General features: G+C 64.1%; 12 protein-coding genes. 8 read left to right on the plus strand and 4 right to left on the minus strand.

Annotated elements, in window-relative coordinates; translation table 11 throughout:
* Positions 1-180: 180 nt before the first annotated feature.
* Positions 181-1,569, plus strand: a complete 1,389-nt coding sequence (locus ACQKEK_RS08295; protein ID WP_499141976.1) for a uracil-xanthine permease family protein — start codon at positions 181-183, stop codon at positions 1,567-1,569.
* On the opposite strand, the gene ACQKEK_RS08300 is transcribed toward ACQKEK_RS08295, so the two are convergent.
* The gene (locus ACQKEK_RS08300; RefSeq protein WP_499141977.1) at positions 1,570-2,688 is read right to left on the minus strand and encodes an NAD(P)/FAD-dependent oxidoreductase; all 1,119 of its coding nucleotides are present in this window, start codon (positions 2,686-2,688) and stop codon (positions 1,570-1,572) included.
* Between the two features lie 104 nt (positions 2,689-2,792).
* On the opposite strand from ACQKEK_RS08300, the gene ACQKEK_RS08305 reads away from it, so the two are divergent.
* A complete protein-coding gene (locus ACQKEK_RS08305) occupies positions 2,793-3,248 on the plus strand; it encodes a metallophosphoesterase family protein (protein WP_128120429.1) in 456 nt (151 codons plus the stop codon).
* A gap of 4 nt (positions 3,249-3,252) precedes the next feature.
* On the opposite strand, the gene ACQKEK_RS08310 is transcribed toward ACQKEK_RS08305, so the two are convergent.
* Both ACQKEK_RS08310 and ACQKEK_RS08315 read right to left on the minus strand, forming a co-directional pair.
* Positions 3,253-3,975, minus strand: a complete 723-nt coding sequence (locus ACQKEK_RS08310; RefSeq protein WP_499141979.1) for a YitT family protein — start codon at positions 3,973-3,975, stop codon at positions 3,253-3,255.
* Positions 3,976-4,068: 93 nt separating this feature from the next.
* The gene (locus tag ACQKEK_RS08315; RefSeq protein WP_499141980.1) at positions 4,069-4,584 is read right to left on the minus strand and encodes a dihydrofolate reductase; all 516 of its coding nucleotides are present in this window, start codon (positions 4,582-4,584) and stop codon (positions 4,069-4,071) included.
* Positions 4,585-4,737: 153 nt separating this feature from the next.
* Here ACQKEK_RS08315 and ACQKEK_RS08320 point away from each other — a divergent pair, with 153 nt between their 5' ends.
* Positions 4,738-5,850 (plus strand): glycerophosphodiester phosphodiesterase, encoded by a 1,113-nt coding sequence (locus tag ACQKEK_RS08320; protein WP_499141982.1) that lies wholly within the window; start codon positions 4,738-4,740, stop codon positions 5,848-5,850.
* Between the two features lie 87 nt (positions 5,851-5,937).
* On the opposite strand, the gene ACQKEK_RS08325 is transcribed toward ACQKEK_RS08320, so the two are convergent.
* Positions 5,938-7,128: a CaiB/BaiF CoA transferase family protein gene (locus ACQKEK_RS08325; protein WP_499141984.1), complete on the minus strand. Its 1,191-nt coding sequence runs from the start codon at positions 7,126-7,128 to the stop codon at positions 5,938-5,940.
* Between the two features lie 209 nt (positions 7,129-7,337).
* On the opposite strand from ACQKEK_RS08325, the gene ACQKEK_RS08330 reads away from it, so the two are divergent.
* The 5 genes from ACQKEK_RS08330 to ACQKEK_RS08350 all read left to right on the plus strand — a co-directional run bounded on the left by ACQKEK_RS08330 (position 7,338) and on the right by ACQKEK_RS08350 (position 13,320).
* Complete coding sequence (locus ACQKEK_RS08330; RefSeq protein WP_499141986.1) at positions 7,338-8,315, plus strand: Bug family tripartite tricarboxylate transporter substrate binding protein; 978 nt, start codon at positions 7,338-7,340, stop codon at positions 8,313-8,315.
* Between the two features lie 10 nt (positions 8,316-8,325).
* Positions 8,326-8,829 carry a tripartite tricarboxylate transporter TctB family protein gene (locus tag ACQKEK_RS08335; RefSeq protein WP_499167577.1) on the plus strand — a complete coding sequence of 168 codons (504 nt, stop codon included), beginning with the start codon at positions 8,326-8,328 and terminating at the stop codon, positions 8,827-8,829.
* A gap of 24 nt (positions 8,830-8,853) precedes the next feature.
* Complete coding sequence (locus ACQKEK_RS08340) at positions 8,854-10,332, plus strand: tripartite tricarboxylate transporter permease (RefSeq protein WP_499141990.1); 1,479 nt, start codon at positions 8,854-8,856, stop codon at positions 10,330-10,332.
* Between the two features lie 63 nt (positions 10,333-10,395).
* Positions 10,396-11,790 (plus strand): DUF2868 domain-containing protein, encoded by a 1,395-nt coding sequence (locus ACQKEK_RS08345; RefSeq protein WP_499141992.1) that lies wholly within the window; start codon positions 10,396-10,398, stop codon positions 11,788-11,790.
* A 156-nt stretch (positions 11,791-11,946) separates the two neighbouring features.
* Complete coding sequence (locus ACQKEK_RS08350) at positions 11,947-13,320, plus strand: GTPase/DUF3482 domain-containing protein (RefSeq protein WP_499141994.1); 1,374 nt, start codon at positions 11,947-11,949, stop codon at positions 13,318-13,320.
* Positions 13,321-13,411: the final 91 nt, after the last annotated feature.

Consider the following 13,411-nt stretch of genomic DNA (forward strand, 5'->3'; position numbering starts at 1 on the left):
CGGACCGCCAGTAAGCTGGCTCCTACAGAGGCTGGCGAGGTGTACAGCCGTCAGCGCCCGCCGTCCCGCTTTTCGTAGGAGCGAGCTCGCTCGCGATCAGGCCTGCTGCATCAGTCGACGGGTTCAGCTGTGATCCGTCGACGTCGCCACGTAGAATCGCGCTCTTTTCTGGAGCATGCCATGAGCGCGCTGAAGTCCTCCCCCGAAGAGCCTCGTAACGATCTGGTCTACGGCCTCGACGATCGGCCCCGGCCCTGGATCGCCTTTCTCGCCGCGCTGCAGCATCTGCTGGCGATCATCGTGCCGATCGTTACGCCTGGTCTGCTGATCTGTCAGGCGATCGGTGTATCGCCCCGTGACACCAACATCATCGTCTCCATGTCCCTGGTGATCTCCGGCATCGCCACCTTCGTTCAGTGCAAGCGCTTCGGCCCGCTGGGTGCCGGGCTGCTGATCGTGCAGGGCACCAGCTTCAATTTCGTCGGCCCGCTGATTGCCGGCGGCGTACTGATGGTCAAGCAGGGCACGCCGGTCGAAGCTGTGATGGCAGCGATCTTCGGCGTGGTGATTGCCGGGTCCTTTATCGAAATGGGCGTTTCACGCGTCCTGCCGTTCATCAAACGCCTGATCACACCGCTGGTGACCGGCATTGTCGTCCTGATGATTGGCCTGACGTTGATCAAAGTCGGGCTGATCAGCATGGGGGGCGGCTACGCGGCCATGGGCGATGGCACCTTCGCCAGCCGCGAGAACCTGCTGCTCTCAGGCGTGGTGCTGGCCGCCATCGTCGTGCTCAACCGGCTGCCGGTCCAGTGGATGCGCAGCTGCGCCATCATCATCGCGCTGGGCATCGGTTATGCGCTGTCCGCTTATCTGGGCCGCCTGGACTTCACCGGCATGCACGAAGCCGAGCTGTTCGAGATTCCGATGCCGTTGCACTTTGGCCTCGGTTTCTCTTGGAGTCTGTTCATTCCGATGGTGGTGATCTATCTGGTCACGTCGCTCGAGGCCATCGGCGACATCACCGCCACCAGCAAGCTCTCACGCCAACCCGTGGAAGGCCCGCTGTGGATGCAGCGCATCAAGGGCGGCGTGCTGGTCAACGGCGCCAACTCGCTGCTGGCGGGCTTCTTCAATACCTTCCCAAGCTCGGTGTTCGCGCAGAACAACGGCATCATCCAGCTCACCGGCATCGCCAGCCGATACGTGGGCATGTGGATCGCGGTGATGCTGGTGATTCTCGGGCTTTTCCCGGCGGTGGCCGGCGTGCTGCAGGCGGTGCCCGAGCCAGTGCTCGGCGGCGCCGCGATCGTGATGTTCGGTGCGGTGGCGGCTGCGGGCATCAACATTCTCGCGGGCATCCAGCTGGATCGCCGCGCGCTGCTGATCATCTCGGTCTCGCTGGCGCTGGGCCTGGGCTTTTCTCAGGTGCCGGAGTTCCTGGCAAACCTGCCGGGCGAGCTGCGCAACGTGCTGGAATCCGGGGTTGCAACCGGCGGCATTTGCGCCCTGGTGATGAACTGGTTCCTACCCGAGTCGCCGGCAAGCACAGAGCAAGACCCGGTCTGATCAACTGGTACGCGCCTCGTGAGCGAGGCGCTGGCAGACCTCATCGGCGATCGCCAGGGCCGCGGTAAGCCCGGGCGATTCGATGCCGAACAGATTCACCAGCCCCGCAACGCCATGCTCGGCAGGCCCGTCGATACGGAAATCCGCTGCCGGTTCGCCGGGTCCACTGATCTTCGGGCGAATGCCGGTGTATGCCGGTTGCAGCGCACCATCGGGCAATCCCGGCCAGTAACGGCGGATCGCGGCGTAGAAACGATTCGCGCGGCTTTCATCCATCGTGTAATCGAGGCCGTCGACCCACTCAACGTCCGGGCCGAAACGCGCCTGACCACCGAGGTCCAGAGTCAGGTGCACGCCCAGCCCGCCGGGTTCCGGCAGTGGATAAACCAGGTGCCGGAATGGCGTCGGGGTCGCCAGGCTGAAATAGCTGCCCTTGGCGAAGTAGCGCGCCGGCACCGATTCGGCGGCAAGCCCCGCCGTGCGCGCGGCGATCTCAGGCGCGGCATGACCGGCGCAGTTGATGACGCTGGCGGCAAGCAGCGCCATGGGCGCGTCGCCGCCGACTTCGACGCGCAACCCCGCTTCCATCACCGCCATTGCCGTGACCGGTGCATGCAGCGCCAGCAGCGCACCCGCGGCTTCGGCATCGCCTTGCAGCGCCAGCATCAAGGCGTGACTGTCGACGATTCCAGTGCTCGGCGAGAGCAATCCAGCCACGGCATTGAGCTGCGGCTCCAGCGTCTTCACCTCGTCCGCATGGAGTCTGCGCAAATCGTCGACGCCGTTGGCCAAGGCATGAGCCTGTAGCGCATCGAGCCCCGCCAATTGGGACTCATCGGTGGCGACGATCAACTTGCCGCAACGCCGATAAGGCACGCCGTGACTGTCGCAGAACGCATAGAGTGCATCGCGCCCGGCCACGCACAGCCGCGCCTTCAGCGAACCTTGCGGATAGTAGATGCCGGCGTGAATGACCTCGCTGTTGCGCGAACTGGTGCCCGTGCCGATGGCGGCTTCAGCTTCCAGTATCACGACCTCGCGTCCGGCCTGGGCCAGTGCCCGCGCTACCGCCAGCCCCACCACGCCAGCACCGATGACCACACAATCGACCTGCTCCATTCCCGCTCCCCTGCAAATAGGCGAGCGCCAGACTGCCGCAAGATCGAACCGCGGCCAAGCCTCGCTTGCCCAACATCCATACACTCATGAAAAAGGGAGCCACCATGCGCATAGGCGTCATCTCCGACACCCACGGCCTGCTGCGCCCTGAAGCCATCGCTGCGCTGCAGGGTTGCGAGCGCATCATCCATGCCGGTGACATCGGCAAACCAGAGGTGCTGGACAGGTTGCGTGAGCTCGCGCCACTGGACGTCATTCGTGGCAACGTCGACAGCGGTGATTGGGCTACAGCGGTTCCGGAGCACCTGAATATGGAAATCGGCGGGCTGCGCATCCACGTCACCCATGACGTCAAGACGATGGGGATCGACCCGGTCGCCGAGCGGGTCGACGTGGTCATCGCCGGGCATTCGCACCAGCCCAAGATCGAGCAGATCAACGGCGTGCTCTACCTCAACCCGGGGAGCGCCGGGCGTCGCCGCTTCACACTGCCGATCAGCCTGGCCCTGCTGGACATCGAGGACGGCCAGCCGCGTGCGCAGCTAGTGACGCTGGGTTAATCGCTCAGCTGACGCCCATATAGCGATCGCTGCGGTGATTGATTGCCAGCACCAGATTCAGTGCCACCGCACCCAGCACCGAGAGCGCAACCTTATCCAGCGGCACGATGAACACCGCCGCCAGCACGATCAGCGCATCGATGCCCATCTGAAAGGTCCCAGCACGCACGCCGAACCGCTCCTGCAGGAACAGCGCAAGGATGTTCACGCCCCCGAGGCTGGCGCGGTGGCGGAACAGCATCAGCAGCCCGACGCCCATGGCGAAGCCGCCGAACAACGCGGCGTAATAGATGTTCAGCTCGGCAAAGCGAATCCAGTTCGGTGTCAGTTCGGCCAGCAGCGACACCAGACCCACCGCAATGACGGTGCGCAGCGTAAAGCTCCAGCCCATGCGCCAGATCGCCAACAGGTAGAACGGGATATTGAGGGTGAAGAACACCAGACCGAAGGGCCAGCCGGCGAAATACTTGAGCAGAAAGGCCAGACCGACCGTGCCGCCAGTCAAGAGCCCGGCATGGCTGTAGAAGGCAATGCCCAACGCCACCATCGCGGTGCCCAGCAGTAGCGCCAGCGCATCCTCCCAGAGCGGATGGCGGACGAAGATCGCGGCGATGGTTTCCGCCTGCTCCGCGTCCTCGCGTTCAGCGTCACGCTGGTTGACGTCCGCGTCCGCTGCACCACGTTGCACTGCGCCACGTTGCACTGCGCCCTGTTTGTCGTTCTGCATGAAAGGTGTCTCGTGAGAAGCGGAGGGAAAGCATAGAAGCTGACGCCAGGCGAGGACTTGGCGTCAGTCAAGGAAGTCTGGGGATGCCTCGGGTCAGCGACGCTGCCAGGTCTCGAAGCGATAGCCGGGCGCCTCGCCCTCGGCCGGATGTGACTGGCTCTCGGTACGCTGCCATTCGGCTTCATCGAAGGCGGGGAAAAAGGCGTCGCCTTCAGGGGCCGCATCGATTCGGGTGAGGTAGAGGCGCTGCGCCTGCGGCAATGCCTGGGCGTAGAGTTGCGCGCCGCCAATCAGCATCAGCTCGTCGACGCCCTGCTCGCGCGCCCACTGCTCCGCGCGAACCAGCGCAGCGTCGAGCGTAGTAAAGGTTTCGGCACCGTCGAGCTGAAGGTCCTGCTGGCGGCTGACCACCAGATTCAGCCGACCCGGCAATGGGCGGCCAAGGGAATCCCAGGTCTTGCGCCCCATGATGATCGGCTTGCCAAGGGTCATCGCCTTGAAGTGTTTGAGGTCGGCCGGCAGGTGCCAAGGCATCGTGTTGTCGAGGCCGATGACGCGGTTGTCCGCCATGGCCGCGATCATAGCGAGGGGAAGTGAGGTCTGATTCATGGCGGCGAGAATAACAGAGCGCCCGCGGAGCAGTCAGCGCCGTCAGATACACGTCAACAACCTCGAACGGTCATCTTCGCTTTACCAAAGCGTCAAGCTATCGTCATTGTCACGCTTCAGGCTTACCGCTCCCCTTCCACGGAGACGCCCACAATGGCCCGCCACAGCCGCCCTACCTTGCGCCACCTGTTTGCCGCCTGCAGCCTGCTGCTGCCGATCGCCGCGTTTGCCGCCACGCCCGACGCCTCGGTCGCTGCCAAGAACGGCCGCGACGAGCCCCATCCGCTGGTCATTGCCCACCGCGGCGCCAGTGGCTACGTGCCCGAGCACACCCTTGCCTCTTACGCGCTGGCCATTCTGCAGGGCGCCGACTATGTCGAGCCGGACCTCGTCATGACCCGCGACGGCGAGCTGGTCGCCCGTCACGACAACGAGCTGGGGTTGACCACCGATGTGTCACAGCACCCCGAATTCGCCGAGCGCAAGCGCACGCAAATGGTCGACGGCGTGAAGCTCACCGGCTGGTTCAGCGAGGACTTCACCCTGGCCGAGCTGAAGACACTGCGCGCCATCGAGCGCATCCCGACGATCCGTCCCGGTAACGCGCGGCTCGACGGCAGCCTGGAAATCCCGACGCTGCAGGAGATCATCGATCTGGTGAAAACCATGCAGCTGAGCGAGCGCCGCCGCATCGGTCTGTACCCGGAAACCAAGCACCCGACGCACTTCCAGAAGCTTGGCCTGGCTATGGAAAAACCACTGGTGCGCGTCCTCCACCGCAACGGCTATGCAGGCCGCAGCGCGCCGGTCTACATCCAGTCCTTCGAAGTGGAAAACCTCAAAACCCTCAGCGGCTTGACGCAGCTGCGCCTAGTCCAGCTGTTTGGCGGTGGACAGCCCTACGATCAGAAAGTACGCGGCAGCAAACTGACCTACGCGCAGATGGCAACCGCAGAAGGCCTGAAGGCCATCTCGCGCTACGCCGCGGGCGTCGGCCCGGAAAAGAGCTACATCATTCCGCGTGACGCCAACGGCAATCTCGGCCAGCCCACCGACTTCGTGCCGAACGCCCACGCCGCTGGCCTGAAGGTGCACCCGTACACCTTCCGCGCCGAGAACGTGTTCCTTCCGGCCAATCTGCGCAAAGGCGACTCCCCAACCGAGCGCGGCAATATCGAAGCTGACATACAGGCCTTCCTCGACGCTGGCATCGACGGGCTGTTCATCGATCAGCCGGATATCGCGGTAAAAGTGCGCGGGCAGTAATACCCAGCGCGACCCCGCCCGGCCAGGATGGCCGGGCACTCCTACGTCCGGGTTGTCGTGCCAAGTGATCGGCGCTGAGCGAGCGAGTCAGCCGATCACGCCCGCTTGATGCAGCTCGGCCAGTTCCGCTTCGCTTTTGCCGAGCACACGGGCGAGCACGCTATCGGTGTGCTGACCGTGCAGCGGCGGCGCCTTGGCGACAACCGTTGGCGTACGCGAGAAGCGCAGCGGACTGCGCACCATGCGCACCTCACCGGCGACCGGATGCTCGGCGCTGATGACGAGGTCGCGATAGCCTGCCGTTTCCGACTCCAGCGCCTGAGCGACATCCTTCACTTCACCGACCGGAATCGCCTGCGCGCGCAATGCGCCGATCAACGCCTCGTTGTTCCAACCCGCAAAGGCGTTCTGAAGTATCGGGAGCAACACCTCACGGTTCTCGGTGCGGCCCTTGTTCTGGGCGAAGCGCGGGTCGCTGTACAGCTCCGGACGCTTGAGCACGTCCAGACACAGGCGGCGATACTGCTCGTCGTTGCCCACGGCCAAGGCGACGCTGCCATCGGCGGTGTTGAACAGCTGGTAGGGCACGATGCTGGCGTGAGCATTGCCGTAGCGTTGCGGCACCTTACCTGTGTTGAGGTAGCCGGACGCGACATTGGCCAAAAAGTGCAGCGCACTGTCGGACAGCGCGATATCCACCGACTGACCGAGCCCGGACTTCTCGCGCTCGAACAGCGCCGCCAGGATGCCCTGAACCGCATTCATGCCGGTGACCAGATCGATGAAAGCCACGCCCAGGCGCATGGGCTCGCCCTCCTTCTCGCCCGTGATCGACATGAAGCCGCTTTCGGCCTGGATGATGAAGTCGTAGCCAGGCCGGTTTTCCATAGGGTTGCCGCGCCCGTATCCGGTAATCGAGCAATGGATGAGCCGAGGATTGACCGCTGCCAGCGTTTCGTAATCCAACCCGAGGCGCTTGAGGCTCGCCGGCAGGAAGTTTTCGACCACGACGTCGGCCTGCGCGGCCAGATCAAGGATCAGCTGACGCCCCTCGGGTTTACGCAAGTCCACCGCCAGGCTCTGCTTGTTGCGATTGGTGCTGAGGTAGTAGGTGGAGATGCCGGCCTTGGCTGGCGGCATCCAGCTGCGAGTGTCATCACCCTCCAAGCTTTCGATCTTCCACACCTCGGCGCCGAGGTCCGCCAGGGCCATGGTCGACCAGGGCCCGGCGAGGATGCGTGTCAGATCCAGTACCTTGATGCCTTGCAGAACGCTCATCGACTCTCCTTCTAATCTGAACGGGCAACGGAGTCGAAACTGGCGCAAGCGGGTCGAAACCACAACAGATGGCCTGCAAACATCTGTGCGATTACCGAACCGTTTTGCGTTCATCGGACTCCCGTCAGGGTTCGATCCTTTTAAGGTGACAGCGTCGCCTGATCGCCACCCGCGCAGTCTTACAACAACTACAAGAAGAGAACACCACCATGCCCCTGACTATGAAGCGCACCCTGAGCCTGTTCCTCCTGGCCGCCACGCTCCCCCTCGCCTCGCTGGCCCAGGCCGCCGAATGGCCGACCGACACCGTCCGTCTGGTGGTGCCCTATGCACCGGGCGGGACCACGGACGTCCTGTCGCGCAAGGTTGCCGACCTGTTGCAGCAACAGATCGGCACGGTCGTCGTGGAAAACCGTCCGGGCGCCGGCTCGACCATGGCCACCGGACAACTGGCCCGCGGCGGACGGGGCGCCGACCACACCATTCTGATGGCGTCTCCCGGGCATACCATCGGCCCGGTGATCTACAAGAAGTTGCCTTACGAGCCAGTGAAAGACTTCAAATTCATCCGCAACATCATCGAAATCCCCAACGTGATGGTGGTTCCGGCTGACAGCCCGTACAACTCGGTAGAAGAATTCATCGAGGCGGCCAAGACCAAGGAGATGACCTTCAGCTCCGCCGGCATTGGCAGCTCGATCCACATGTCCGGCGAGTTGTTCAAGACCATGACCGGCACCCAGATGACCCACGTGCCCTTCCGTGGTAGCGGTGAGGCACTGCCTGCGTTGCTCAGCGGCGACGTCGACGTCTCCTTCGAAAACATGCCGACCGTGCTCTCGCACATCCAGTCCGGCAAGCTCAAGGCCCTGGCCGTCACCTCGAAGGAGGCATCCCCCTACCTGCCGGATGTCGAGCCGCTGTCCAAAATCGGCGCGGACCTGGGCCTGGGCGAATTCGTCACGACCGCCTGGTTCGGGCTGATCGCCGATGATCAAATGTCCGACCAGGCTGTCCAGACGCTGCAAACCGCGCTAGACAAAGTCATGGACGATCAGGGCTTCAAGGATTTCGCCGCACAGATCGGTGGCGAGCCGGCGACCGAGGAAGGCGATGATTTCCGTGACTACGTCGCTGAGGATGTTCAGCGCTGGCAGCGTGTAGCCGGTCAGGCCGAGCTGAACTGATCGGAGGCCCATGATGACCACCGATGCTGCGGTGAGCCGCCCGCGCTGGGCCAATCTCAACACATGGCTGGGCGTGTTCTGGTTGATCGCGGCGCTGGTGTTTCTGTTCTACCTGGTGCCGAACCATATCGACGAAGCCCCGATGGTCGACAACCCCATGCAGTCGCCACGCTGGCTGCCCAGCGTGGCGGGCTGGCTGATCGCGGCGTTGTCCCTGGCATTGATCGTTGAAGGCTGCTTGCGACCGCCGGCCCGGACCGCAGCCGTCGAATCCGAGCGTGCGCCGGCCCGGCGCTGGCTGCTGATGCTGGCCGGGCTTGGCGCCTATTGGCTGCTGTTCGATCTGCTCGGCGCCATCGTCGCCGGTATTCTCGGCACGCTGCTGCTGTTTGCCGCTCATCCGGTTCGCAAGCCCTGGCTGTATCTGCTGGCGATCGCATTGCCGTGGCTGGTAAGCCTGCTGTTCATCCACGTACTGAATGTCCCGCTGCCCTCCGGCACGCTATGGAACTGACGGCGCCCTTACGCGAGTAACCGAATGGAAGGTTTTTCCGAAGTCCTGGACTTGTTTCTCAGCGTCGACAATTTCATCGCCATCTTCATCGGCGTGTTGATTGGGGTGGTCATCGGCGCGATTCCTGGCCTTACCGCGACCATGGCCGTTGCGCTAGCCCTGCCTTTCACCTTTTCGCTGGAGCCGGTGACGGCGATCCTGCTGCTAGTGGGCATCTACAAGGGCGGCATGTACGGCGGTTCGATCACCGCCATTCTGATCCACACGCCCGGTTCGCCGGCCGCCGCCTGCACGCTGCTCGACGGCTATCCGTTGACGCAGCAGGGCAAGGCGAAGAAGGCGCTGCAGATGGCGCTTTACTCGTCATGCATCGCCGATGTGTTATCGAACCTGGCGCTGATCCTGTTCGCCTCCTACCTGGCCAAGGTCGCGCTCAATTTCGGGCCGCCAGAGTTCTTTTGGCTGATCTGCTTTTCGCTGACCATCATCGTCTCCATCGCAGGCGACTCGCCGATCAAGGGTCTGATCGCTGCCAGCTTCGGCGTCATCGTGTCCATGATTGGCATGGATGCGGTGTACGGCAGCCAACGCCTGACCTTCGATAACTACAACCTGATGGACCGGGTCTCCTTCGTGCCGTTACTGATCGGCCTGTTCGCTATCCCCGAGGTGATCGATTTCTATCTGAAGAAGGCCGGCCCGCATCTCCGCGCCGCCTCCAGCGGGGCTGGCCTGACGCTTGCCGAACTCAAGTCCAGCCTGGTCACCATCGTGCGCGGCTCCTTCATCGGCGTGATCATCGGCGCCATTCCAGGCGCCGGCGCCACGGCGGCGTCTTTCATCTCCTATAGCGAAGCCAAACGGCGCTCGGCCAACCGGGCGAACTTCGGCAAAGGCGAACTCGAAGGCGTCGCCGCGGCCGAGTCAGGCAACAATGGCGTGGCCGGCGCAACCCTCATTCCGCTGCTGTCGCTGGGCATCCCAGGCGATGTCATCACTGCGATCATCCTCGGCGCCTTCATGATCCATGGGCTGACGCCGGGCCCGGTGCTGTTCCAGGAAAACCTGACGCTGGTCTACGCACTGTTCTGCGGGATCATGCTGAGCTCGGCGGTGCTGCTGTTCGTCGGTCACGGCGTGATCAAGTATTTTTCACTGATCGCCGAGATCCCCAAGGCCATCCTGCTGCCCATCGTGCTGATGTTCTGCGTTTACGGTGCCTTTGCGGTGAACAACAGCCTGTTCGACATCGGCCTGATGCTGCTCTTCGGCGTGATTGGCTATCTGTTCAACCGTACCGGGTTCGCGACAGCGCCCTTTCTTCTCGGCTTTATCCTCGGGCCAATGTTCGAGGACAACCTCAGGCGCACGCTGTTGATCGGCCGCGGCGACCCGATGATCTTCTTCCGCGGGCCGATTACCTGGATCTTCATCGTGCTCACCGGCTTGTCGCTTTTCTTCGCCGTTCGGCGTTATTGGCAGGAGCGAATCCGGGCTCGTTGACCATTTCACCCTTGTGACCGGCAGCGGTTATCCTCAGGGCCTAGCCCTTCTACGAGAAACCGTGTGCCTGCACCTCTCCCAGCCTCACCGAATCCCCTCGACCGCCTCTGGCTGACCGAAGCCGTGCGCCTGCGGGAAGAACATGCCGGCCCGCTCGATGATGCCGAGGCCAACCGGCAAGCCCGTGCGCAAGGTGGGGCACTGCCAGACCTGATCGAGCACCGGGCGCTGTGGCTGGCGCGCCGCGACGGGCTGGTCGACGCGCTGCATCATTGGCGGCAGGGCGCGCGGCTGGCCGGGTATGCGCTGATGCTACTGGCGCTGGTTACCGGGGCCGGATTGGCGCTTGCGGCGCTGGGCGACGGAATACGGCCGGTCAATGTGTTCTGGGCACTGAGCAGCCTGCTCGGCCTGAATCTACTGACGCTGCTGGGCTGGTTGCTGGGCTTTCTCTTCGCGGGCGACGCTGGCGGTGCATTGGGTCGGTTGTGGCTCTGGCTCAGCGAAAAACTGGCCCGCGACGCCCGCGCGGTGCAGTTGGCGCCGGCCCTGCTGACGGTACTGGAACAGCGACGGCTCGGGCGTTGGGTCTTGGGGCTTGGCGTGCACGGCTTATGGCTGGTTGCCATGAGCAGCGCCCTGGTAACGCTGCTCGCGCTGCTCGCCACGCGGCGTTACGGCTTCGTCTGGGAAACCACCATCCTTGGCGAAGGCGCATTCGTCGGTCTGACACAGGCGCTCGGCGTGCTGCCGTCGCTGCTGGGTTTCAGCGTGCCGGACATCGAACAGATCCGCGCCAGCGGTGATCTGGCCAACGGTGTAGAAAGCGCGCGTCAAAGCTGGGCGGGCTGGCTGGTTGGCGTGGTACTGATCTACGGCCTGCTGCCGCGCCTGCTGCTGGCATTGCTCTGTCTGTGGCGTTGGCGACGTGGACGGGCACAGCTGCGGCTCGACCTGCAACTACCGGCCTACCGGCTGCTGCGTGAGCGCCTTCAGCCACCCAGCGAGCACCTTGGCATCACTGACGCGGCGCCGGCAGAGTTGCATGCACCGAATGCCGGTGCGCAACTGGACGGCAGCGAGGGCGCGGTGCTGGTCGGCATCGAGCTGGACCAGAGCCAAGCGTGGCCGCCAAAGCTGCCGACGTCCGTGGCTGATGCGGGCGTGCTGGATGACCGCGAGCAACGTCGGCGATTGCTCGAGCAGCTGACCCGCTTCCCACCGCAACGCCTGGCCATCGCCTGCGATCCGCGTCGCTCGCCGGACCGCGGCACCCTGGCTTTGATCGGTGAGCTGAGCCGTTGCGCGGCCCAGAGCCGCGTCTGGTTGCTGCAACCTCCCGCTGGCGAAGCGCTGGATAGCCATCGATTGCATGATTGGCATCAGGCGCTCGATAGCCTCGGTCTGCCTCATTCGGGCAGCGCACCCATGACTTGGTTGGAGACTGGCCATGATTAAGCTCGGCTCGGTTCCGCTAGAAGCCAGCTTGCTGGCGATCAAATCGGCCGCACGGCAGGGATCGCCAGCAAGCTGGCTTCTACACAGGCAGCGGATGCACGCGGCAGCCGCGCAATATGCCGCGTCGCTCATAAGCGCCAACCTGGAGTCGCGGCCATGAGCGCGCCCCTGAAACTCGCGCTGGTCGGACACACCAATGTCGGCAAGACCTCGCTGCTGCGCACCCTGACCCGCGACGTCAGCTTTGGCGAGGTCTCGCATCGGCCGAGTACCACCCGCCACGTCGAAGGTGCACGATTGTCCGTCGACGGCGAACCGCTACTGGAGCTCTACGACACGCCCGGTCTGGAGGACGCCATCGCTCTGCTCGATCATCTCGAGTGCATCGAACGCCCCGGCGAGCGCCTCGACGGGCCGGCCCGCACCGCCCGTTTCCTCGACGGCAGCGAGGCGCGCCAGCGCTTCGAACAGGAGGCCAAGGTATTGCGCCAGCTGCTGGCCAGCGATGCCGGGCTCTATGTGATCGATGCCCGCGAACCGGTGCTCGCGAAATACAAGGATGAGCTGGCGGTGCTGGCCGGCTGTGGCAAGCCGCTGTTGCCGGTGCTCAACTTCGTCGCACAAACCGGACACCGCGAAGAGCAATGGCGCGAAGCGCTGGCGCGCCTGGGCCTGCATGCGCTGGTGCGCTTCGACAGCGTGGCACCACCGATCGATGGCGAGCGCCGACTTTATGAAAGCCTGGCGCTGCTACTGGAACAATCGCGGCCCAAACTGCAGCGGCTGATCGATGACCACGAGGCCCAGGCAGCCGCGCGGCTGAGCGAAGGTAACCGGTTGATCGCCGAACTGCTGGTCGATGTGGCCGCCTGCCGCCGCAGCGTTGCGGCGCAGCCAGACCTGGAGCGCGGCGCCATCCGTGAATTGCACGACGCCGTGCGTTCCCGCGAGCAACGCTGCGTCGAAGCATTACTGCGGCTATACGGGTTCCGCCCACAGGATGCGGCGGCTGCCGATTTGCCTCTACTCGACGGTCGCTGGGGTGATGACCTGTTCAATCCCGAAACGCTCAAGGAGCTGGGGGTCAAGATCGGCGGCGGGATGGCAGCCGGCGCTGCCGCCGGTGCTGGGGTCGACCTCATGGTTGGCGGTATCACCATGGGCGCGGCCGCACTGCTGGGAGCGCTTGCTGGCGGCGGAGCGCAAACGGCAAGACACTATGGCAATCGCCTGCTGGGCAAGCTCAAGGGACAACGCGAACTCACCGTCGATGATGCCGTGCTGCGCCTGCTCGCTGTACGGCAACGCCAGCTGCTCGTCGCCCTCGCCGCTCGTGGGCATGCCGCAATGGAGGCAATCCGTCTCGATGCACCGGACGACAAGACGTGGCGCGAAGGCAAGCTGCCTGAGGCGCTGCACCGTTGTCGCGCCCATCCGCAATGGTCTTCTCTGAACCCCGGTGCGCGGCTGGAGCAGTCCGAACGGCAGCAGCAACTGATGGAACTGGTGCGGACTCTGCAGCGCAGCTAGGCCGTTGCGGCAGTCCCTGATGCGCGGAGGAGCCTTGGGGATTCTGGTGGGCTGAAGCCCACCCTACATGAAGACACCACGCTCGGCCGTA

Source organism: Pseudomonas sp. NPDC077408, from assembly GCF_050269105.1.
Classification (GTDB): Bacteria; Pseudomonadota; Gammaproteobacteria; order Pseudomonadales; family Pseudomonadaceae; genus Stutzerimonas.

What these genes read in the sequence shown, in the direction of transcription:
- ACQKEK_RS08295 (WP_499141976.1), top strand. Translation starts at nt 181, where the DNA reads ATGAGCGCGCTGAAGTCCTCCCCCGAAGAGCCTCGTAACGATCTGGTC.
- ACQKEK_RS08300 (WP_499141977.1), bottom strand. Translation starts at nt 2,688, where the DNA reads ATGGAGCAGGTCGATTGTGTGGTCATCGGTGCTGGCGTGGTGGGGCTG.
- ACQKEK_RS08305 (WP_128120429.1), top strand. Translation starts at nt 2,793, where the DNA reads ATGCGCATAGGCGTCATCTCCGACACCCACGGCCTGCTGCGCCCTGAA.
- ACQKEK_RS08310 (WP_499141979.1), bottom strand. Translation starts at nt 3,975, where the DNA reads ATGCAGAACGACAAACAGGGCGCAGTGCAACGTGGCGCAGTGCAACGT.
- ACQKEK_RS08315 (WP_499141980.1), bottom strand. Translation starts at nt 4,584, where the DNA reads ATGAATCAGACCTCACTTCCCCTCGCTATGATCGCGGCCATGGCGGAC.
- ACQKEK_RS08320 (WP_499141982.1), top strand. Translation starts at nt 4,738, where the DNA reads ATGGCCCGCCACAGCCGCCCTACCTTGCGCCACCTGTTTGCCGCCTGC.
- ACQKEK_RS08325 (WP_499141984.1), bottom strand. Translation starts at nt 7,128, where the DNA reads ATGAGCGTTCTGCAAGGCATCAAGGTACTGGATCTGACACGCATCCTC.
- ACQKEK_RS08330 (WP_499141986.1), top strand. Translation starts at nt 7,338, where the DNA reads ATGCCCCTGACTATGAAGCGCACCCTGAGCCTGTTCCTCCTGGCCGCC.
- ACQKEK_RS08335 (WP_499167577.1), top strand. Translation starts at nt 8,326, where the DNA reads ATGATGACCACCGATGCTGCGGTGAGCCGCCCGCGCTGGGCCAATCTC.
- ACQKEK_RS08340 (WP_499141990.1), top strand. Translation starts at nt 8,854, where the DNA reads ATGGAAGGTTTTTCCGAAGTCCTGGACTTGTTTCTCAGCGTCGACAAT.
- ACQKEK_RS08350 (WP_499141994.1), top strand. Translation starts at nt 11,947, where the DNA reads ATGAGCGCGCCCCTGAAACTCGCGCTGGTCGGACACACCAATGTCGGC.